The sequence below is a fragment of the Komagataeibacter sp. NFXK3 genome (assembly GCF_054182245.1).
This window is the reverse complement of record NZ_JAPIVJ010000019.1, coordinates 1-19,971: the sequence shown is the minus strand read 5'-3', so window position 1 is coordinate 19,971 and position 19,971 is coordinate 1. Positions and strand designations below refer to the sequence as shown.

Genomic DNA, 19,971 nt, shown 5'->3' with positions numbered 1-19,971 from the left:
CCTCTAGCCCGTTACGATACTGCTCACGTCAAGAGACCAGCAGGCGTTTCCGCGTGATCTTTCCTGATACGGTGGTCGGCAGATGCCTGACGAAGCGGACTTCTTTCAGGCCAATCCAGCGCCCGAGGACTTCGTTGACCCGCGCAACGATTTCCTCGGAAGAAGGCGCGCATTCCGCTTCGGGATCTGGAACCACATAAGCGACAGGTCGCTGCCCTCGCAGTTCGTCCGGAATTGCAACTACGGCACACGCATGAACGGCTGGATGGGTGGCGATGATCTTTTCGACCTGCACGCCGGAAATCCGCCGTCCTGCGACCTTGATGACATCATCGGAACGCCCGAGCATATGCACGGCGCGGCTGGCCTCGATCATGCCTTCGTCGAAGGTACGATAATACTGGCCGGTCTCGTCCAGGTAAGCTGTGGGAACATGGATCGCTCCATCCTTCCATACGCCAGCCAGGCAGCCGGGTGGCAGCGGTAGGGACAGGACAATCTCCCCGCACTGTTCACCCGGCATGGACGGCACGATGGCCGGGCGAAATCCCGGTGCGGGCCGCCCAATGTCATTCATAAGCGAGACCGGCTCGCGCTCGGGCAGGCCAAAGAAATGGGCTGTGATGCTCCACCCGGTTTCGGTCTGCCACCAGTGATTGACCACGGGTTTGCGAAAATGAGACCGCGCCCAGTCCAGCAGGGTCGGGTCTGCATACTCCCCGGCCACGAAAATGCGGGCCAGTGCGGGCAGGATCGCTCCTGACAGATGACGGCTTTCCTGTCGCATGAGTCGCATCTGTGTTGGCGTCGTGAACAGGCATTTCACCGCGTGCTCATGACAGAGCGCGTGAATGACGGAAGCAGATGCGCCCCCTTCCACGATTACGCTGGTGCAACCGCTAATCAGCGGCGCATAGACGCCATAGGAATGGCCGACGACCCAGCCCAGATCCGATGTGGTGAAGAAAGTATCGCCGGGTTTACAGCCATAGATAAGTTCCATTGACAGCGCGAGGGCTACGGCATGACCGCCATTGTCACGCACAATACCTTTCGCATGACCTGACGTGCCAGATGTGTGAAGAATATAGAGAGGATCTTCGGAACGCAGCAGGGCCGGCTCTGCTGGCGCGGAGAGTTCCAGCATATGGAAATCATGATCCCGCACCGGCAGAAGTGAGGCCGGACAGACTTTGCGCTGCACGATCACGCAGGCCTGCGGTCTATGCGCTGTTTTGGCCAGCGCCTCATTCAGGGCAGGTACGGATGGAACGGGTGTTTGCCCCTGAAAGCTGCAACTGGCGGTGATGATGACTTTCGGCGCCACGTCATCAATCCGGCGCGCCAGTTCAGGCCCGGCATAACCCGCAAAAACCACGACATGTACGGCACCGATCCGCGCACAGGCCAGCATGGCAATAGTCGTTTCGATCATGGTCGGCATGACGATCAGGACACGGTCGCCTTTTTCCACCCCGAGCGAGCGCAGACTACCGGCAAACCCGGCTACCCTACCCTGGAGTTCCCGGTAAGTTACCACCTTCCGTTCCCTGGTGGCGCAGGAATGCCAGATCAGGGCGGTCTGTCCGCCGCGACCATTTTCAACATGCCGGTCCACGGCATTGTGGCAGGTGTTGAGCGTGGCGTCAGGAAACCAGTCATGCCAGCCATCCGCCCGTGCCCTGCATGCGGTCACTGGCGGATGCTTCCATGTGACGCGCTGTGCCGCATCCAGCCAGAATGTCTCAGGCTGGTTCAGGGCTGAGTCATACATCACTTCATATGTGGTCCATGGAAGCATGGCGCTTACCTCCGTTCAGGCTACGGGCACGTCTTTGCCGGTGATCTGGCTGGCCAGCCACGCCGCATCACGCGAGACACCGGAGAACCGTCCCGATCCCCATGTGTGCAGCCACGGCAGGCCGAGGAAGTAGAATCCCGGCGCGTCGGTCACGCCGCGATGCCAGACCGGCTTGTTGGCCCCGTTGAAGACCGGCACGTCAATCCAGCGATAGTTCGGTCGGAAGCCAATGCACCAGACGATCGAGGTGATGCCCGCGGCCTTCAGGTCCAGTGGCGCGTTGCTACCATCGGGCTCCCAGACGGGTACATAGGGCGCTTCGGTGGGAGCACTAATCCCTTCACGAGCAATGTAGGCGTCAATGGATTTCTTGATATCGGCATTGGTCTTGTCCGCATCATCAAGGTTTTCCGCAAGATCCGGCGCGAAGTGCGCGATTTCGTCACGAATGGTCTCAAGCGTGCCATGCAGGCCCACGCCCTCCTTGGCAAAGAGCCGCAGATCAAGATCATGGCCTCCATTTCGGCCCGTGACGTAATGATTGGTCTTGTCGCGTGCGCCGTCACGCAGGGGGTGATTATCCACCGTCAGATCATAGAAATGCATGTCCGCAAGCCAGTCCACCACGTCGCGGCCACGGTAGAAGCGCGAGACGCGCGGGGCGGAGCCGACGCAAAGGTGGACCTTGCGTTTTTCAAGGAACAGGTCCTCGACAATCTGCGCGCCGGACTGGCCGCTGCCCACGACCAGCACAGCCCCTTCAGGCAGCTGGGCCGCGTTGCGGTAATCCTGCGAGTGAACCTGATGGATGGCAGGGTCGATCGCGCTGGCGTAACCGGGGATCACCGCATCCTGATACGCGCCCGATGCGATGACCACATGCTTCGCGTGCCACGTCTCACCACCTGCCACCACGCGATAGCCACCACCTTCATGGCGGGTGATGGAGGTAACGGCTGTGTGCTCGCGCAGGGGCGGATTGAAGGAGGCGACAAAGCCCTTCACGTAGTCAATAATTTCCTGCTTCACCATGAAGCCGTGCGGGTCTTTCCCCTTGTAGGGATGACCGGGAAGTTCGCACTGCCAGTTGGGTGTGACCAGGCAAAAATTGTCCCAGCGTTCATCGTCCCACGAATGGCAGGCCGTCTTTGCCTCAAAGACGATGTGCTCCACTTTCTCGCGGCAGAGATACCAGCTCATGGAGAGCCCGGCCTGTCCGCCGCCCACGATGATAACGGGGATGCTTTTCTCGTTCTGTGTCATGGTCGTTCTTTTCGTTTCAATAACTGAAAGACAGGACGCGCACCTGCGCGTCGGACTGGTTCAGAAAAGGCGCACCGGCCTGCCTTATGGCCTGAAGCTGGCCAAGGGCGCGGCTGCATGGGAAGCCGTAGCGGGCGCGAACCCGCTCGCTGGCGTCCGTCAGGGCGGTGTCCGCCTTTTCAAGAAACTCCCGGACCGGATAATCCTGACCGGGCGTGAAGTGGTCCCTTATGACCAGCGACGGGGAGTAACAGTCAGTCTCCTTCCCATCGGGCCAGCGCACACGAAAGGTCATTTCGGGCATGGTGAAAGAGCTCCTGAAGCAATGGCATCAGTGCGCGACCGCGTTGCCAGACACCGATATGCGGGGAGGTGCCGACTGGCGACGTGGCTCCAGTCGAAACGGCGGGCCGCTGCGGGGCCGCTAGCCCGGAAATGGTCACGGCTTTCGACGCGCAGGGCGTCGCGCAACGCCATGAACAAGGTGTCGGGGCGCGCCGGTTGGCACCACAGCGCATCCGTTGCCGAAAAATGCTCCGTGAAAGGTGTGATTGCCGGCACAATAACAGGCGTGCCGCAGGCCAGGGCTTCCAGCGGGCACAGCCCGAACCCTTCGGTTACGGATGGATAGGCCAGCACGTCCGCCTGCCGGTAGAATGAAGGCATGTCCTCATCCGCAACCGGCCCGGTAATGGTGACATGATCGGCCGCACCGCTTTCGCGCAGACGCGCCATGAACCGGGTGCGGTAGGTGGAATGATCCAGCAGCGAGGCCCCGCCTGCTACCACCAGATGCACATCAGGCCGCTCGCGGCGAAGGGCCAGAAATGCGTCGAGCAGTTGCAACGTGTTCTTGCGCCGCTCGATCCCGCCCACGGACAGGATCAGGCGCTGGCCCGCAGGCAGATGATACCGCGCCCGCAACGTGGCATCGTGCGCGGTTTCTACGGGCGAAAAGCGCACGGGATCAACCCCGTTGCCCACGACCGGGGCTTCGCGGCCATGGTCGTTGCGCAGGACATCTTCCCACATTGTGCTGACGGTAAACAGTTCGGCCGCCGCCCTGATCCCCCGTTCCTGCCGCGCGGCAAGGACCGGGTGCGTGAAATGGTCAAGATGGTGGACCGTGCGGGCAAAGCCCGGTATCCGTCCCTCTTCCACCAGTTCGGCCAGTGCATTGGCGCTGATCGGGTCCTGCGCATGCAGCACGTCAAAATGCTGCCCACGCAGGGCGTCCCTGATCTCGCCAATGCGGCGTTCCACCAGCGTTGGCAGGTCGGTCTCAGGCACGGCCGGGATGCAGTTTGTGGCGCAGCGGGGCGTGCGGAAGAAACCGGCCCCTGTCACGTCCGGCGCAATCAGCGTTGCGTCATGGCCCGCGTCACACAGGGCTTCCGCCAGCGCCATGCCGTGCACCACACCACCGCGCGGATTGGTCGAATGGGTCAGGATGCCAATGGACAGACTCATGACACAAACCCCATGAGCGGCGTCCGGGCGAGATCCCAGAAGGTTTCTTTCTCCCCGTCCCATATGATATCAAGGCGTCGTGTCATATCGCACTGTCCGATGATGGCGGCAGTGATCCCGCGTGCCTGAAAACGTGCGATAATTGCCCGGGCATCCTCGGGCCGGGCTGTCAGCAGATAGCCATAGCTGGGGAATGCGGACAGCCAGCGTTCCATTGGTGCATCGTCGGGACGTGGAATGTCATCGAGCGTGATGGTCATGCCGATACCCGAACATTCGGCCAGCATGAGCGCGGTGCCCAGCAGTCCGGCCATGCTGATATCCTTGGCAGCGCGGCTCAACCCGTCCTCGGCAATGCCGGGCAAGAGATCGAGATCATCTCGAAGGCGTGCCGCCCCCTCAGTATGACACAGTGCGGAACTGGCATCCCAGAACGGGTGCGGGTCGTGCCAGCGGCCGCGCAGGTCGATGGCGGCGATCAGGACTTCGCCCGGTCGGGCATCGAAACTGGTCAGCAGATGACGGGCACGGCCAAGGATCGCGACTGACAGCGAATTATGGGTGCTGCGCATGTTGGTATGGCCGCCGACAACCGGCACGCCATAGGTGCGCGCACCTTCATGCAGACCAGTCAGAATGGACGCGGCCGCCTCGGACGTATCGCTCCACAGCGCGTCCACTACAGCTACAGGGCGACCGCCCATCGCCGCGATGTCACTGATATTGACCATCACGCCGCAATACCCGGCAAACCACGGCATTGAGCGGACAAAGCTGTCCTGAAACCCCTCGCTGGCCAGCAGGAGATAGCCATCGCCATCCGGTATGGCGGCGCAGTCATCTCCTAGGCGGATACCATCGCTTGTGTCCCGACCAAGAATTGCGACGGTTTCGGCAATATCCTGCTTGCCCGCAAGGGCCCGACCGTGTCGAAGCGTGCGCAGCAGTGTCGTCAGTTCGTGTGCCATCATGCCACCTGCCGGTTACGGGGCTGCGGGCGCAGCAGCCAGGTCTGATCCTGACCATGCGCCGGATAGCGTGAGAGGTCGGCCTGCATGTCGTGATGTGGCAGCCCATGCAGGGTCATGGCTCCAAGGCTTTTCCAGTACAGGCGACGGAAGAACAGCACGTTCTGTTCCTGTACCTGGGCCAGGAACCGCGTGGCCCCAAGCCCGTGCGCCGTGCTGACCGCCATGCGGATGAGTTCCGCGCCGATCCGTCCCAGTTTGCGATGGTCTTCATGGACGGCCAGACGGGAGCCGCGCCAGACGCCGGGCTCAGCTTCATGGATGCGCACGGCGCCCACCACCCGGTCCGGCATGCCCGCCATGCAGCACGCCGCGATGATGGGAATGGCAACCGCGTCGATTGCGTCCCGGTCATCATCGGCAAAGACCTGCTGTTCGGTGCAGAACACGTCGCGGCGCAGCGCATGGTAGCCAGCCCGTTCCCACGGCGTGCGGGCCAGCCGCACGACATATTCGGTCGGGATGAACGGGCGGTCGTCCACGCCTTCGAGGATCGCTGTCATTATTCGTAAGCCGAAAGGGAGGAACAGGCGCCACACCGGCCACACCCGGCGCGGATGTCGGTGGATTTCATGTTCGCATCCCGCAACATCCGCCCAAGCGGTGCGAGTACGGACTTCATGAAGTCGGCGGAAGGCGGTGCGTGATTTTCCAGCGGTGTGCCGGAAATGGGTACGAACGGCACCACGAAGGGATAGACCCCAAGTGCGATCAGCCGTTCAGCCAGAGCCAGAATATCTTCGGCGCTGTCGCCAAGGCCTGCCAGAATGTAGGTATTAACCTGCCCGCGCCCGAAGATCGGTACGGCGGAAGCAAAGGCGTCCATATAGCGATCGACGCTGACCGTGGCCTTGCCCGGCATGATCTTCTCACGCACTACCTGCGTAGCGGCTTCGAGATGCATACCCAGACTATCGGCTCCGGCTTCCCGCAAACGCTGGAACCAGCCGTGATCACGTGGCGGCTCGCACTGAACCTGAAGCGGCAGATCCACCGCCGCCTTGATGGCACGCGCTGACTCCGCCAGCACGGCAGCACCCCGATCAACCACATTGGGCGTGCCGGTCGTCAGCACCATGTCGCGCACGCCGTCCAGTTCCACAGCAGCTTTGGCAACTTCGGCAAGCTGCGCCGGTGTCTTGTAAGCGATCGTCCGGTCCGCCTCCAGCGATTGGCCAATGGCGCAAAACTGGCAGGATGTGCGCCGGTCGGCATAGCGGATGCAGGTCTGGTGCACCGTGGTCGCCAGCGTGTCACGGCCATGCAGTAGCGCGATCTTCCAGTAGGGAATACCGTCTGTCGTGCTCAGCCCGTAAAAGCGCGGGGCAGCCGGGAAATGGATCGTACCTACTGCCCGCCCATCGCGTAGCAGCATGCTGGTCCCGTGCTGGTCTGGCGGGCTGGCCTGAAACGGTGAATGCTGCGCGCCAGACGTATAGACCGGAACCATGACGGTCTGGCCCGCAATGGTGATCGTCTTGTGATCCGAAGGACCAGCGCCTCCCTTGCGGGCAATGCCGCCGGTCTGCTCGCCGATCTGCAGTCCAAAGGACTGGAGATCGGTAACGAGCTTGCGACCAGAAAGTGTACCGAGCGTCGGAATGGTCATGACGCAGCCTCATCTGTAGATGTGGGAACCGGATCGGCTTCACCAACGTAATGAACGGTACGGGCAGGCCGCCGATCCTGAAGCAGACTAAGCAGTTCAGGTCGTGCATAATGTCCTACAGAGTCCATCATCCGTTTGCGCTTGGTGATAAGAGCGAAATCAAGATCGGCAATCACCATCCCCTCGCCTTCCGTCAGCGGTGTGCCGAGCAGCTTCCCTTCAGGCGAGACGATGGCCGTGAAGCATCCACCCCGCAGCGGCCCTTCCAGCGCAGGGTCGCCCGCTATTTCCTTGATCTGCTCTTCCGTCAGCCAACCCGTAGCGTTCACCACAAAGCAGCCGGATTCCAGCGCATGATGCCGGATGGTGACTTCCATCTGGTCGGCAAATATCTGCCCTACCAGCGAGCCGGGGAACTGGGCGCAATGGATTTCCTCGTGCTGGGTCATCAGCGCGTAGCGGGCGAGCGGATTGTAATGCTCCCAGCAGGCCAGTGCGCCGATGCGACCGACCGCACTCTCTACCACTTTCAGCCCGGAACCATCGCCCTGCCCCCAGACCATGCGCTCATGGTAGGTGGGCGTGATCTTGCGGCGTTTGAGCAGGATTTCACCCGTAGCGTCGAAGATAATCTGGGTGTTGTAGAGCGTGCCAAAATCGCGCTCGTTTACGCCCAGCACGACGACCATGCCGGTCTGGCGCGCAGCCTCTGCCACCATGTCGGTGACCGGACCGGGAATGACGACAGCGCGTTCGTAGAGTTCCAGATGCTCCCCACCGAAGCGGAAAGCCGGCTGGATGAACGAGAAATAGGGGTAATAGGGCACGAAGGTTTCAGGAAAGACCGCCAGTTTCACGCCTTTTTCGGCGGCCTCGCGGATGGCCTGACAGACTTTCCGGGCAGTCCCCAGACCATCGTCACCAAGGACGGGGCTGATCTGGATGGCTGCGGCGCGAACGATACGGGACATGGCTTGCGGTCCTCCCTTCGGCCTTTAGAGGGTCCAGGTATTGAGGATGAAGGCGTTGTCGCGACGGGCCAGCAGGATGATGTCGAGCACGTCCTGCGGATTGATGGGCGTGATGCCGGGGATCAGGTTCTGCTCGCCGTAGCCATAGAGGGCCTGAAGCGCGAAGCGGCAGGCATAGACTTTGCCGCCCTCTTCGAGGATTTTTGCGATCTGCTTGTTGCAGTTCATGTGCCCCGGAAAGGCTTCGTCGCCCAGACGGGGAAAGCCGCGCTGCACACCAAGGGTCACGCCCGGCCCATACAGCAGCACCGACGTCTCGAAGCCCTTGCGGATCAGGCGGGTGGCCTGCAGCAGGTTTACGAACCCGACCGAGCCTTCATTGGCGACGGTGTGGAAGGTTATGAGGGCTTTTTCGCCGGGTTTGGCTTTGATGTCCTCAAAGACCTTGTTTTCATAATTGACGAAACAGTCGCCGTCTTTGTACGGAGCGTGTTCGACTTTCGGCATGGTATCTCTCCCGTGTGCTGCGGTCTCCGGCAGGGAGCCGGGGCTGACCGTGTTGCCGAGGCAAACGTGGCACGGGATGGCAGAGAGCCAAAATATTATATGCCTCATGAAAAGGGTACAAACGGATCAAATCAGATCACATGCCGCCATCCTGCCAAAACAGAGACATACAAAAAATATACGACAACCATACAATCGTAAGGGGCATCCATAAGAATCTGTTTTAGCTTGATTTTATAATCACGCAGTCGTGAATGAAGTGCCTTTTTGTTTTTCCATATGCCCGCATGGCGCACCCCGGAATCAGATGTTCCGATCGATTCCAGACACTGCGCGCAGGTCACACAATATCAGCGAAGCCGGGTGAGCGTTTGTGTTGCAGGACCGACAGCACGCCATGCAGGGATTCCTCAAGGCTTGCAGCATCCGGTGCGCTGCCCAATGCAATGCGCGCCCGCTGCGGCGGCTCGCCGCTGATGGTGAAAACGGTGCTGGGCACCAGCGCCAGGCCTTGCCTGCGGGCATACGCCACAAAATCCGCACTGCCCCACCAGTCCGGCAATTTCAGCCACACATGCGGGCCGTCGGGGTTCATGCAGTGCCCCTCACCCAGAACCTTGCGGGCAATGGACTGGCGCAGGCGCAGCTCCTTGCGGATGGCATGCAGGATTGTATGCGCCTGCTCCGTCTGCATCCATCGCGCCGTGAGCGCGCTGAGCAGACCGGCATTGGTGAGCGCGATCGCCCGGATGGCTGCCGTAACGCGCCGGGTCATGTCCGCATTGGGCAGGGCAACATAGGCCGTGCGCAGGCCGGGGCTGAGCGTCTTGGCGAGGGTGGCCACGTAGCTGACACGGCTATGGTCGAGGGCCGCCAGCGCCGGGAGCGGGTTGTCCATCAGCAGGCTGTAGGGATCATCTTCCGCAATATGCAGATGATGGCGCTGGGCGACCTTCAGGATGTCCCTGCGCCTTTGCAGCGACATGGTGGCCGTGGTGGGATTGTGGATGGTCGGGATACAGTAAAGTAGCCGGGGATGATGTTCGGCGCAGACCCGATCCAACTGGTCCGGCATCATGCCTTCCATGTCGCTATCCACACCAACCAGAATAAGGTCAAACTGCGCTGCTATGGTCCGGATGCCCGGATAGGCAATACGGTCGGTGACAATGACATCGCCGGGCTGGGTATGGGTGCTGACAATGGCCGCCAGAGCGCTCTGGGCACCCGGTGAGACAAGAATTTCGTCCGTTCGCCGCTGGCCGATCACGGGCGCGATCCATTTCGCGCCAAGCTGGCGCTCCTCCAGAGTGCCACCCGTCACCCGGTATGACATCAGGCTGTTCAGATCCTGCTGCTTCAGGATGGCCGTAATATCGCTCTGGATAAGCCGCTGAAGCGGCGGATCCTGCGGGATCGGCGGCAGGTTCATGGTCAGATCCACCACAGCCGGTCCCGTATGGCGCCAGTGGCTTTCCCCCGCACCGACACGCACAAAAGTGCCCCGCCCGACCGTTGCGTCAATCAGACCGCGTCGGCGGGCCTCGGTAAAGGCGCGGGTCACGGTCGTCAGATTGGTGCCAAGATATTCTGCGATCGTTCGCTGTGGCGGTAGCCTGTCCCCTTCCCGCAGGTCGCCCTTGCGGATGGAAAGCGCCAGGGCATCGGCCAGCGTCATGTAAATCGCGTTCCGACTCCGGCTGATCTCTTCTTTCCAGTGGGCGAGATAGGGGTATGCGGACATGGGATGGAATTTCCATATATTCGATGAGATTCCATTCGACCATATACCATACAATCCGTGCAATAATGATCGATACAGATTAATGGTTGGGTGCTCCGTCCAGGTCATCACGCCACTTCGTCGCGTTAATGTCCTCTCCAAAGAGTTAAGTTCACGTAGTTCTATCACTCACTGTTTAAAGCGATCCGACCAGACCCACATCCGTTCGATCCGGAGCCAATAGGTTCATAAGCAAAATGTATCGTTCCATTATCTCTTTGCTGATCGCAGTTGAGGCTGCGTCCGGAATGGGGGTAAGCGGACCGTCCGACTACGGTTCATCTGAATGTGCAACTGGACACGCCAGGACAGCCGTCATGCCGTCGGAGCAATATAGAGAACCATTATCGCGTGGGTTAGTCCGAGAGGGCAATGACAATTTTCCCGACATGGCTACCAGTCATGAGATGGTCAAATGCCTCCCTTGCCCGAGCAAAGGGAAACACACTGTCGATCACAGGCCTAGGCCGGACGCGGTCCATGCGCGCGCAAGGTCTTTCACCATCGGTCTGTCACCCACAGGGGGCGTTACATAGAACGGGCACAGATATCCGCTAAAGCCCGGAATCCCCGAACGAGACGGTCTGATGGAAGCCGAATGACAGCTGTGCGGCGAGGATAAGCCGGAGTTGCCTTGCCGCCTTATCAGTCGACCACCCGAACAAGTACCTTGCCAGTGACGGCCCCCTGTTCGAGAGCGGTGTGTGAGTCTGCTGTGCGGTGGAGGGGCACGATCAGGCCAATCACAGGCTTGTAGGCTTTTGCTTCGAGACAGGCGGTGATGTCGATGATAGCAGCCTGCTTGGCCGACAACGGCACGGTGTAGATATAGACGAACCGGAAGACGGCACCGGCGATCATCGCGCGCAGCAGCGGGATCGAACTTTCATCCGCCGCGTCGCGCATCGCGTAGGAGCTGATGACTCCACCGTTCGCCAGACAGTCGAGATCCAGGTCGAGGTTCTCGACGAGATTGACGTCGACAATCCGATCAATGCCTTTGCCCGCCGTGGCGTCCCGTATCCTGGCCGGGACGTCTTCGCCGCGCAGGTTGAGGACTAAATCAGCTCCAGCTTCACGTGCGATTGCCTCGTGCTGCGGTTTGCGGACCGTCGTCGCAACCCACGCTCCCGCCCATTTGGCGAGATGGATCGCGGCCGATCCGACCACCCCGGCACCGCCATGAACCAGAACCCGCCGGCCCTTGAGGTCTCCGTCGGCAAAGAGGCAGCGATGCGCGGTCAACGCCGGAATGCCAAGAGATGCGCCGATTTCATACGACGTCGTGGCCGGCAGCGGCACCGCATTGGCGGAAGGAACGACGACATAATCAGCCGCTGTTCCCTCGGCACGACCTGCCTGCGCTTCAAAGATCCACACACGTTCCCCAATCCTCGATGCCGGGACGCCCATGCCCACAGCTTCGATCACACCGGCACCATCCTGGTGAGGAATGATGCGTTCATAGGGCATAGCAGACGAGAATCCGGTCCGTGCTTTCATATCGGTCGGATTAACGCCAGACATGTGTACGCGCACGAGAACGTCGCCCGCCTTGGGCGAGGGAGTCGGGAGATTGCCGAGGATCAGGACATCGTCCGCCGCACTCTGGCGGTCGTAGTAAATGGCACGCATGATCAATTCCTACTGTTGGAGGACGCCACAAAGCGGACGCTACAGAGCAGAAAATCTTCACATGCAGGCTTTTATGCAAGAAGGCACTTATTTGATATATAGAGATAGATAGTATACTAATAGCCTTATGACATCAGATCCGAAGCCTTTTCGCTGTGCCGTCGAAGTCACAGTCGAAGTTGCCGGCGGCAAATGGAAGCCGCTGATCCTTCATTATCTCCTCGGCGGGACGAAGCGGTTCGGTGAACTACGCCGCCTGATTGGTGGGGTGACGCAACGCTCGCTCACGCTCCAACTCCGGCAGTTGGAAGAACATGGCGTGATCCGTCGTGAGGTGTTCGCGGAAGTGCCTCCCCGGGTTGAATACTCGCTCACGGAGCGGGGCAGGACGCTTGCGCCTGTCCTGGAAGCGATGAAGCTGTGGGGCGAAAATTACGCGGCTCAACAGCTATAGGCGAGCCGCGCGGGTCTGACAGAGCCCAATCCTCCCGCGCCATGTAGCCATGTCCGCGTCGGGGAAACTCAGGGCTGCGCTCGGCGTCCGAAACGAGGCGTGGGCCGTCTGTCTGTTCAACATGGACGGAGCAGGCAGGTGGATAAGGGGGGGAAGCCGAATGTCTGCTTCAGAACTGGCCTGATCATAAACTGCCACCATGGGAGCACGTATAGTCCTTGAATTTTCCATGAGGATTTTTCAGATTCTGACACGTGAGGATGAGGCCGTATAACTATTTCGGGTAATCTTCCGTCAAATGCAGAATCGACTGGCTGCGAAAAAAGTCAGGAGAACTAATTATCAAACGGAGAAAGTGCTTCAATAATTCGGCATTCTGAAATATTACCTCCCCCGCATGATTCTATCATCGTAGAAAGTTCATGGCGCAATGCGATGAGATCCGCAATTTTGCGCTCAATTTCTGCCATATGGTCACGAGCAATTCTATCAACTGTCTTACAATCCTGGGTTCCCTGATCCGTTAGGGATAATAGAGCTCTTACCTGGTCTAATGAAAAACCCAGATCCCGAGATCGACGAATAAAAGACAGTCTCGCGAGTGCCTCATCATCATAAGTGCGATAATTGCCATCGGTCCGCTGTGGCGGAGCCAGAAGACCGATCCGTTCGTAATAGCGGATCGTCTCGACTTTGGTATTCGTCGCCTTCCCCAAGGCACCAATCGATCGCATTCCCTGCCTCTTGACCCTGTAGTTGCTACAGGGAGCATACATTAAAACAGATGATTCGTCAGGGAGGCGCTGGATGGCAGGAGGATGCTGTGGTGGATGCACAGATACGCCGCTACCAATCAATAAATCATGGCGGAGAGCGCTCCTGATCGCGCTTTTTCTCAATGCCAGCATGTTTGCCGTTGAAGCTGGGGCTGGCGTGTCGGTTGGATCTGCATCCGTACAGGCGGACGCGATTGATTTCCTTGGCGACAGCGCCAACTACGCAATAAGCCTCAGTGTTGCCGGAATGGCATTGCGATGGCGAGTTGGCGCGGCCTTTCTGAAAGGCCTGACCCTGTTCATGGCTGGGCTATGGGTAATGGCCAATGCTGGGTGGATAGTAATGAACAGCAACCATCCGCCTCACCCAGACGCAATGGGCGGCATTGGTCTGCTTGCCCTCGCGGTCAATCTGGCCTGTGCCCTCATATTATGGACACACCGGAAAGGTGATGCCAACCGCCGTTCTGTATGGATCTGCTCTCGTAATGATGCGATCGGAAATGTTGCCGTTGTGCTGGCAGCTCTGGGCGTGTTTGGCACTCGTTCTGCGTGGCCGGATATTGCGGTAGCTGCCATCCTTGCGATGCTTGGTATTAGTGGAGGTGTGCAGATTATGCGACAATCGAGAGTAGAACTAACAGATAACAAATCAGATATATCACGACATATCAATGTATAAATCATATAATACTCTAGAATATATTAAGCAGGTAAGGAGACGCACACGCTATAATGCGGCATTCATTCTCCTGATTTTTCCCCTGCTCTGTGGCTGTACAAATAGTGATCACTCAAATATTTCGCCGGAATCAGATGTCCAGAAATTTTCCAGCCGTCAATTTACGGATGCCGGATTGCAAGAATTCATTACAAAAGTTCTCGGACCAAACGTATCGAGTCAGGAAAACGCATGGGGCATCACTCGCCTGACGCTTGCTACCTTGTATTTTCATCCCGATATCCTTGTAGCTAAAGCTGAACTGGAAACGGCTCGCGCTGGAATCAAGACAGCCGGTCAACTGCCCAATCCCAGTTTCACGGTGCTGGGTGGCCCATCGGCTCATTACGTCGGCTACGGCGCGTCAATACTGATCGAATTTTTCGGCAGGCGTTATCACCGTATCAAAGAAGCCAGATATCGGGCTGCCGTCGCGCAATGGGAAGTCATCAATACTGCATGGAAACTACGCAGCGACACGCGGTCTGCTCTTCTCGGCGTCTGGGCTGTATCCGGGCGCCTCAAGCTTGTGGAAGAGACTGCGGCAGCTAAACGCGAACTCTTTACCCTGGAACAGGCACGTTTTGATCAGGGGCGAGCATCCGCTCTCGAAATATCGCAGGTACGGACGGAAATGATCCATGCCGAGTTGTCTGTCAGTGATCTGCGGCGCGAGTATGCCGTCCGTAAGGCAGCTCTGGCAGGAGCAATCGGGGTTCCTGCCGAAGCACTTGATTCCATTGCTCTTGATACAAAAGCATTTGATGTCTGTCCCGACCTCATGGAATACCGCGATTCACAGGACATGAGATACCAAGCCGTAATGCAACGCGCGGATCTGCGGGAACTTCTTGCGTCTTATGACGCCGCCCGACAGGCTCTACGGGTCGAAGTTTCCCGACGCTATCCCGATGTCACCATCAGTCCCGCCTATAACTGGGATATTTCAAATCGCTTTGAGGTAAATCCCTCTCTGCAAATTCCGATTTTCAATCAGAACGAAGGCCCCATAGCTGAAGCTGTTGGGCAGGAGCATGAGGCGGCGGCTCGTCTCCGGCGTGCAGAGAACACGGTGTTTAAGTCCATCTCGCAGGCTACGGCCAATTACCGCGGCACGACATCAATTCTGCTACAGGCGGATGAACTTGCCAAAACCGTACGGGTAAGGCTGAACCAGATGCAGCACCGCCTTCAGTCAGGCGCAATCGACCGACCAACGATGGTTATGACTCATATAGAGCAGATTCAAGCAGAGACCGCTCTTCTTGAAGCAGAAATTCAGCAACGGCAAGCCATAGGTCAGATCGAAGATGGCATGCAGCAGCCCATTTTTGATCACACCAGTGCCGCGCAGGTTTCCGGCCTGCTTGAAAATAACCAAAGGAACTCACCATGAAAGCGAGGGCCTTCTGGCTGCCTCTTGTAGGTCTTTCTGTCTTCCTAGTTCTAAACGTGGCGGACATTGCTGTTGCAGATGATGATGATCCACCAGTTTCGGTTCTTGGCGCAGAGGCGACCGTGACGGTCTCCCCGGAAGCAGTTACGAAGAGTGGCATCGCTTCTGCACGACCCAGCATCGTGCCTTGGAGAAAGTTGGTTCCCGCCTATGGTTACGTTCTGAACGCAACACAACTTATCACTCTTGTTAGTGATTATGCTGACATGAAAGCGCGGCTGGAGAGCATGCAGGCACAGCAGACGCTTGCCCGTGCGAAACTCGATCGTGACAAAGGACTGTATCGCGACCGGCAGAATATCTCTCAGGAACAATTCCAGGAGACAACAGCCAGATTTCAGTCCAACTCAGCTATGGTAAAAGCAGAACAGGTCCGGGTGAATAACGCACTTAATATTATCAGACAGCAATTTGGTTCGGTCATATCTGACGCTACCGAAAAAAATACAATTTTCATTACACAGTTACTTCAACAACAAGTGGTCTTGGTCAAGGTGACCCTTCCACCAGATACGGATCTACCAACCCCACCAAGTCAGGCGGATGTGACCGATTATGGAAACACGGGTGGACACGGGACAATGCTCCACTATTTGTCTCCTGTAACCATGACCGATCCTGCTATTCAGGGGCGTAGCTTTTTCTATTTTGCGTCGGCTGAAAGTCAGCTTGTCGCGGGCATGAATGTTTCCGTTCTCCTGCCTACCGAAGAGGAACGTCCCGGTATCCGGATACCTGCATCAGCTATTATCTGGCTGCAAGGTAAGTCGTGGATATACCGTGATAACGGACACGGAAAATTTACACGCCTACCCCTTACGACCGACGTGCCGGACCGAGAAGGTGGCTACCTGATCCAAGATACTCCAGGACAAATCACACACGAAACGCAAATCGTCGTAGAGCGTACGCAATTACTTCTGTCTGAAGAATTCCGAGCTCAGCTTGAATCAGGAGACGATGACGACTGATGACGGGACGTTCTTTCAGCCTTCAGGCAGCTATTATCGGGTTTTCGATCCGCTTCCGGGGCGTGGTTATCGCAACCGCATGTCTGTTGTTCTTCTATGGCCTGTATGGCTTGAGACATGCCAGCTATGATGTGTTTCCGGAATTCATTCCGCCACGGGTCACGATCCAGACCGAAGCCGCTGGTTTTACGCCGGAACAGGTCGAAACATTGGTTAGTCGCCCAATGGAAATTGCCCTGACCGGCCTCCCGGGTATTCAGCGCGTGCAATCGACTTCGATTCAGGGACTGTCAGTCGTCAACGTCCTGTTTGCGACATCGACCGATATTTATCGCGCCCGGCAACTGGTCGGGGAACAAATGAATGTTGTTGCACAGCAATTGCCAGCCGGTGTTCATGCTCCGACTATGACGCCACTGACCTCATCCGCCGGTCTGGTACTGGTGATTGGTCTGACGTCGGAACAACAGTCCCTCATGCAGTTGCGCACGCTTACTGACTGGTCATTAAGGCCGCGTCTGCTGGCGTTGCCTGGTGTGGCTGGAGTCAGTGTGTTTGGCGGGGAGCGTCGGTCACTCCAGATACAGGTACATCCAGACCAACTCATCTTGCATCATATCGGACTTGATGACGTCCTTGCGGCTGCCCAGGAAGCAACTGGCATACAGGGGGCCGGCTTTATTGATACCCCGAACCAAAGAGTCGTTCTTCAGTCTGACGGTCAGGCCCTGACGCCAGAAAGTCTGGCCCGCACTGTGATTGTCCGCTCTGATAATGGTGCTGTCACACTGGGCAGTATTGCCACTGTAACTGAAGCCCCTATTCCCGCCTTCGGCGCGGCCAGTATCGAGGGAAAAACAGGCATTGTGGTTAATATATGGGAACAGTACGGTGCCAATACGATGGCTGTGACCCGGGAAATCGAGGCGGCACTTACCGATTTCCGCCCGCAATTGCAGGGACAGGGGATTACATTGCATGCTGACCTGTTCCGACCCGCCAATTTCATTACGACCGCATTGGGGAATGCCACACGAGCATTGCTTCTGGGCGGTTTTCTGGTGGTTGCCGTAATCTTTCTTTTCCTTTTTGACCTGCGAACCGCTGCAATCTGTTGCGCCACCATACCTTTGGCTATTCTGATAGCCCTGTCGTTGCTGGAGACACTCGGGGTTACTTTGAATGCCATGACCCTGGGGGGGCTTGCTATCGCCATCGGCGAGGTCGTGGATGACGCCGTGATCGGGGTCGAAAATGTTACACGCCGATTGCGTGAGAACCGGCTTCTGGTCCAGCCCGCATCTACAGCGCGCGTCGTACTCGATGCATGCGTTGAAGTCCGCAGTGCAGTGGTTTACGCGACCTTTGCTGTCATTATCGTTTTCTTGCCTGTCATCGCCCTTCCCGGACTTTCGGGACGACTGTTTGCTCCACTGGCAACAGCTTATGTTCTTGCGGTCATGGCTTCTCTTGCCGCTGCTGTAACCGTTGTACCTGCACTCTGCGCATGGCTCTTGGCGACGCCTGGAGAAACCCGGAGAGAGCCCCCCCTGGCAGGATGGACCGCCAGAGCTTATGAACGTCTTCTGGCCAGATTAATGCGCCATCCCCGATTTGTTATAGGCGGGATGATCCTGACCACCTTGATAGGGTTTGCGGCCCTTCCATTCCTTGAAAGCGATTTCATTCCTGATTTCAAGGAAGGTCACCTTATCATTCATATGACGGCTGCTCCGGGGACTTCCCTGGAACAGTCTCTGAAATTAGGTAGACAGGTTACAGAAAAACTTCGTCAGCTTCCCGAAATCCGTTCGGTTGCTCAGAGAGTCGGACGCGCCTCGCTGGATGAGGACACGTATGGACCACATACCAGCGAGTTTGAGGTTGATTTGAATCAGGTGGATGGGAAGGCTTCCCGACAGATTGATGCCCGCGTTCGCAAAGCGCTTGACGGGTTCGTTGGGGCCAGTTTTTCTGTCAGTAGTTTTTTGACGATGCGCGTAAACGAAACCCTTTCTGGTTCGTCTTCGGCTGTGGCAATCAATATTATTGGCGATGATCTGGATGTATTGGATATCCAGGCAAATAATATTGTCCGCATGTTGCATCAGATACATGGCGCAACAGATGTCCGGATAGAAGCACCCCCTGGTGTTCCGGAACTTGCTATTCGGCTACGCCCTGCTGATCTGGAGCGCTGGGGGCTTCGGTCGGCGGATGTACTCCGATCCATCCATACAGCCTGGCAGGGTGAAACCGTGGGGCAGATATACGAGCGTTCTGCGGCTTTTAATGTTATGGTTCGTCTTGATGACGCAAGTCGTAATGATGTTGCGTCTGTCGGCTTCCTGCCACTGCATACTGTTCACGGAAACTACGTACCACTCCGCGCTGTCGCAGACATATATGAGACGAACGGTCGCTATCAGGTGTCACATCTGGGAGCACAGAGAACACAGACTGTCACCGCAAATGTTACAGGACGATCAACTCAATCTTTCGTTCAGGACGCACGCACGGCTATAGCAAAAAATATCAAACTGCCTCTTGGAACCTACGTTCAGTTTACATCCGCAGCGGAAGCTGAATCACAATCACGCAAGGAACTGTTTATAAATTCCGGGCTCGCTGCCATAGCGGTCATGATTCTGCTCTCAATAATCACACAAGGATGGCGCAATCTCGCTCTGATACTCGTCAATCTTCCCTTCGCATTTGTCGGCGGCATTCTGGCAATCATTGTTTCCGGCACAACGCTAACTCTTGGGGCAACAGTCGGCTTCGTTACTCTATTCGGGATTACGCTTCGGAATTCGGTGATGATGATTTCGCATTTTGAGACTTTGGTCGAGCGGGAACATCTCACATGGGGAGTAACAACAGCGCTCCGGGGGGCCAGAGACCGCGTCGTCCCCGTACTCATGACATCGCTCGTTACGGCGCTTGGACTGGCGCCTCTGGCTGTTGATATGAATGCGCCTGGGCGGGAAATCGAAGGACCTATGGCAGCTGTCATTCTTGGAGGGCTCATGACATCAATGATACTTAACCTGTTTGTTTTGCCTATTCTTGCTGTCAAATTTGGTAGTTTTTCTGAAAACGAAACGGGAGTTCCGGAAACCTTGTTCAAGTGACAGGTATGGGCCACTGCTGCACAGAACTACTTGAAGATTATGTCCGATATGCCAATAGAACCCAGAATGAAAACTGCTTCCGTATCACGCTCGGCCACCATTCGGTCTGACTCGACCTTCTGGTTGGGTTCGGAATTGCCTTCATGAATCTTGACGCTGTCCAGAAAATCTGGATTGCCGCCCGCACCGAACATCATCGTGTCAAGGCCGAAAACCGAAAGCATCGTTGCCCGATCCAAATGATTTATACCAAGGGCTACTGTCGCTGACTCATCTGTGAAGTGACGCGAAGGGCCTGTTCTGATTCTGTCGTGAGAGGGAGGATCGGGAATGGCTGGTGCGATTGCCTTACGGACGGATTATACGGCTTCTGCGTTACGGCGTCTGGCCTC

At 57.4% G+C, this 19,971-nt stretch carries 19 protein-coding genes; 5 read left to right on the top strand and 14 right to left on the bottom strand.

The window, feature by feature from the left end:
- Positions 1-28: 28 nt before the first annotated feature.
- From OQZ28_RS15265 to OQZ28_RS15210, 12 genes are all read right to left on the bottom strand, one after another.
- The gene (locus OQZ28_RS15265; RefSeq protein WP_159264436.1) at positions 29-1,801 is read right to left on the bottom strand and encodes an AMP-binding protein; all 1,773 of its coding nucleotides are present in this window, start codon (positions 1,799-1,801) and stop codon (positions 29-31) included.
- 15 nt (positions 1,802-1,816) lie between these two features.
- Positions 1,817-3,064, bottom strand: a complete 1,248-nt coding sequence (locus OQZ28_RS15260; RefSeq protein WP_159264435.1) for an MSMEG_0569 family flavin-dependent oxidoreductase — start codon at positions 3,062-3,064, stop codon at positions 1,817-1,819.
- A gap of 16 nt (positions 3,065-3,080) precedes the next feature.
- Positions 3,081-3,368, bottom strand: a complete 288-nt coding sequence (locus OQZ28_RS15255; protein WP_130732860.1) for an MSMEG_0570 family nitrogen starvation response protein — start codon at positions 3,366-3,368, stop codon at positions 3,081-3,083.
- Complete coding sequence (locus tag OQZ28_RS15250) at positions 3,356-4,534, bottom strand: MSMEG_0565 family glycosyltransferase (RefSeq protein ID WP_159264434.1); 1,179 nt, start codon at positions 4,532-4,534, stop codon at positions 3,356-3,358. Before OQZ28_RS15250 ends, OQZ28_RS15255 begins: the two co-directional genes overlap by 13 nt.
- Positions 4,531-5,505 (bottom strand): sll0787 family AIR synthase-like protein, encoded by a 975-nt coding sequence (locus OQZ28_RS15245; RefSeq protein ID WP_197461670.1) that lies wholly within the window; start codon positions 5,503-5,505, stop codon positions 4,531-4,533. Before OQZ28_RS15245 ends, OQZ28_RS15250 begins: the two co-directional genes overlap by 4 nt.
- Positions 5,502-6,065, bottom strand: coding sequence for an MSMEG_0567/Sll0786 family nitrogen starvation N-acetyltransferase (locus tag OQZ28_RS15240; RefSeq protein WP_039733280.1), 564 nt, complete (start codon positions 6,063-6,065; stop codon positions 5,502-5,504). The genes OQZ28_RS15245 and OQZ28_RS15240 overlap by 4 nt, the downstream gene beginning before the upstream one ends.
- On the bottom strand, positions 6,065-7,171 hold the full coding sequence (locus tag OQZ28_RS15235) for an MSMEG_0568 family radical SAM protein (RefSeq protein ID WP_159264432.1): 1,107 nt from the start codon (positions 7,169-7,171) through the stop codon (positions 6,065-6,067). The genes OQZ28_RS15240 and OQZ28_RS15235 overlap by 1 nt, the downstream gene beginning before the upstream one ends.
- Positions 7,168-8,142, bottom strand: coding sequence for a Nit6803 family nitrilase (locus OQZ28_RS15230; RefSeq protein WP_159264430.1), 975 nt, complete (start codon positions 8,140-8,142; stop codon positions 7,168-7,170). Before OQZ28_RS15230 ends, OQZ28_RS15235 begins: the two co-directional genes overlap by 4 nt.
- 24 nt (positions 8,143-8,166) lie before the next feature.
- Positions 8,167-8,649, bottom strand: a complete 483-nt coding sequence (locus tag OQZ28_RS15225) for an MSMEG_0572/Sll0783 family nitrogen starvation response protein (protein WP_159264429.1) — start codon at positions 8,647-8,649, stop codon at positions 8,167-8,169.
- A 340-nt stretch (positions 8,650-8,989) separates the two neighbouring features.
- The gene (locus OQZ28_RS15220) at positions 8,990-10,393 is read right to left on the bottom strand and encodes an aminotransferase-like domain-containing protein (RefSeq protein ID WP_159264427.1); all 1,404 of its coding nucleotides are present in this window, start codon (positions 10,391-10,393) and stop codon (positions 8,990-8,992) included.
- 395 nt (positions 10,394-10,788) lie between these two features.
- The gene (locus OQZ28_RS15215; RefSeq protein ID WP_082267141.1) at positions 10,789-10,914 is read right to left on the bottom strand and encodes a zinc-binding dehydrogenase; all 126 of its coding nucleotides are present in this window, start codon (positions 10,912-10,914) and stop codon (positions 10,789-10,791) included.
- Positions 10,915-11,077: 163 nt separating this feature from the next.
- On the bottom strand, positions 11,078-12,067 hold the full coding sequence (locus tag OQZ28_RS15210; RefSeq protein WP_159264425.1) for an NADPH:quinone reductase: 990 nt from the start codon (positions 12,065-12,067) through the stop codon (positions 11,078-11,080).
- A 127-nt stretch (positions 12,068-12,194) separates the two neighbouring features.
- Between OQZ28_RS15210 and OQZ28_RS15205 the strand changes: the two genes are divergently transcribed.
- Positions 12,195-12,521, top strand: a complete 327-nt coding sequence (locus tag OQZ28_RS15205) for a winged helix-turn-helix transcriptional regulator (RefSeq protein ID WP_019092466.1) — start codon at positions 12,195-12,197, stop codon at positions 12,519-12,521.
- Positions 12,522-12,856: 335 nt separating this feature from the next.
- Here the strand turns inward: OQZ28_RS15205 and OQZ28_RS15200 are convergent, their stop codons facing one another.
- Positions 12,857-13,255, bottom strand: coding sequence for a MerR family transcriptional regulator (locus OQZ28_RS15200; RefSeq protein WP_003618791.1), 399 nt, complete (start codon positions 13,253-13,255; stop codon positions 12,857-12,859).
- A gap of 73 nt (positions 13,256-13,328) precedes the next feature.
- Between OQZ28_RS15200 and OQZ28_RS15195 the strand changes: the two genes are divergently transcribed.
- The 4 genes from OQZ28_RS15195 to OQZ28_RS15180 are packed head-to-tail and all read left to right on the top strand — an operon-like array spanning position 13,329 to position 19,579.
- Positions 13,329-13,979, top strand: a complete 651-nt coding sequence (locus OQZ28_RS15195; RefSeq protein ID WP_159264422.1) for a cation transporter — start codon at positions 13,329-13,331, stop codon at positions 13,977-13,979.
- Positions 13,972-15,414 (top strand): TolC family protein, encoded by a 1,443-nt coding sequence (locus OQZ28_RS15190; RefSeq protein WP_019088956.1) that lies wholly within the window; start codon positions 13,972-13,974, stop codon positions 15,412-15,414. The genes OQZ28_RS15195 and OQZ28_RS15190 overlap by 8 nt, the downstream gene beginning before the upstream one ends.
- A complete protein-coding gene (locus OQZ28_RS15185; protein ID WP_146891046.1) occupies positions 15,411-16,445 on the top strand; it encodes an efflux RND transporter periplasmic adaptor subunit in 1,035 nt (344 codons plus the stop codon). The genes OQZ28_RS15190 and OQZ28_RS15185 overlap by 4 nt, the downstream gene beginning before the upstream one ends.
- Positions 16,445-19,579, top strand: a complete 3,135-nt coding sequence (locus OQZ28_RS15180; RefSeq protein WP_217420444.1) for an efflux RND transporter permease subunit — start codon at positions 16,445-16,447, stop codon at positions 19,577-19,579. The genes OQZ28_RS15185 and OQZ28_RS15180 overlap by 1 nt, the downstream gene beginning before the upstream one ends.
- A gap of 26 nt (positions 19,580-19,605) precedes the next feature.
- Here the strand turns inward: OQZ28_RS15180 and OQZ28_RS15175 are convergent, their stop codons facing one another.
- Positions 19,606-19,803 (bottom strand): hypothetical protein, encoded by a 198-nt coding sequence (locus OQZ28_RS15175; protein WP_159264420.1) that lies wholly within the window; start codon positions 19,801-19,803, stop codon positions 19,606-19,608.
- Between the last annotated feature and the right edge of the window lie 168 nt (positions 19,804-19,971).

Excerpts from the sequence above, each read along its gene's own strand:
- OQZ28_RS15265 (WP_159264436.1), bottom strand. The coding sequence starts at position 1,801 with ATGCTTCCATGGACCACATATGAAGTGATGTATGACTCAGCCCTGAAC.
- OQZ28_RS15260 (WP_159264435.1), bottom strand. The coding sequence starts at position 3,064 with ATGACACAGAACGAGAAAAGCATCCCCGTTATCATCGTGGGCGGCGGA.
- OQZ28_RS15255 (WP_130732860.1), bottom strand. The coding sequence starts at position 3,368 with ATGCCCGAAATGACCTTTCGTGTGCGCTGGCCCGATGGGAAGGAGACT.
- OQZ28_RS15250 (WP_159264434.1), bottom strand. The coding sequence starts at position 4,534 with ATGAGTCTGTCCATTGGCATCCTGACCCATTCGACCAATCCGCGCGGT.
- OQZ28_RS15245 (WP_197461670.1), bottom strand. The coding sequence starts at position 5,505 with ATGATGGCACACGAACTGACGACACTGCTGCGCACGCTTCGACACGGT.
- OQZ28_RS15240 (WP_039733280.1), bottom strand. The coding sequence starts at position 6,065 with ATGACAGCGATCCTCGAAGGCGTGGACGACCGCCCGTTCATCCCGACC.
- OQZ28_RS15235 (WP_159264432.1), bottom strand. The coding sequence starts at position 7,171 with ATGACCATTCCGACGCTCGGTACACTTTCTGGTCGCAAGCTCGTTACC.
- OQZ28_RS15230 (WP_159264430.1), bottom strand. The coding sequence starts at position 8,142 with ATGTCCCGTATCGTTCGCGCCGCAGCCATCCAGATCAGCCCCGTCCTT.
- OQZ28_RS15225 (WP_159264429.1), bottom strand. The coding sequence starts at position 8,649 with ATGCCGAAAGTCGAACACGCTCCGTACAAAGACGGCGACTGTTTCGTC.
- OQZ28_RS15220 (WP_159264427.1), bottom strand. The coding sequence starts at position 10,393 with ATGTCCGCATACCCCTATCTCGCCCACTGGAAAGAAGAGATCAGCCGG.
- OQZ28_RS15215 (WP_082267141.1), bottom strand. The coding sequence starts at position 10,914 with ATGGACCGCGTCCGGCCTAGGCCTGTGATCGACAGTGTGTTTCCCTTT.
- OQZ28_RS15210 (WP_159264425.1), bottom strand. The coding sequence starts at position 12,067 with ATGCGTGCCATTTACTACGACCGCCAGAGTGCGGCGGACGATGTCCTG.
- OQZ28_RS15205 (WP_019092466.1), top strand. The coding sequence starts at position 12,195 with ATGACATCAGATCCGAAGCCTTTTCGCTGTGCCGTCGAAGTCACAGTC.
- OQZ28_RS15200 (WP_003618791.1), bottom strand. The coding sequence starts at position 13,255 with ATGCGATCGATTGGTGCCTTGGGGAAGGCGACGAATACCAAAGTCGAG.
- OQZ28_RS15195 (WP_159264422.1), top strand. The coding sequence starts at position 13,329 with ATGGCAGGAGGATGCTGTGGTGGATGCACAGATACGCCGCTACCAATC.
- OQZ28_RS15190 (WP_019088956.1), top strand. The coding sequence starts at position 13,972 with ATGTATAAATCATATAATACTCTAGAATATATTAAGCAGGTAAGGAGA.
- OQZ28_RS15185 (WP_146891046.1), top strand. The coding sequence starts at position 15,411 with ATGAAAGCGAGGGCCTTCTGGCTGCCTCTTGTAGGTCTTTCTGTCTTC.
- OQZ28_RS15180 (WP_217420444.1), top strand. The coding sequence starts at position 16,445 with ATGACGGGACGTTCTTTCAGCCTTCAGGCAGCTATTATCGGGTTTTCG.
- OQZ28_RS15175 (WP_159264420.1), bottom strand. The coding sequence starts at position 19,803 with ATGCTTTCGGTTTTCGGCCTTGACACGATGATGTTCGGTGCGGGCGGC.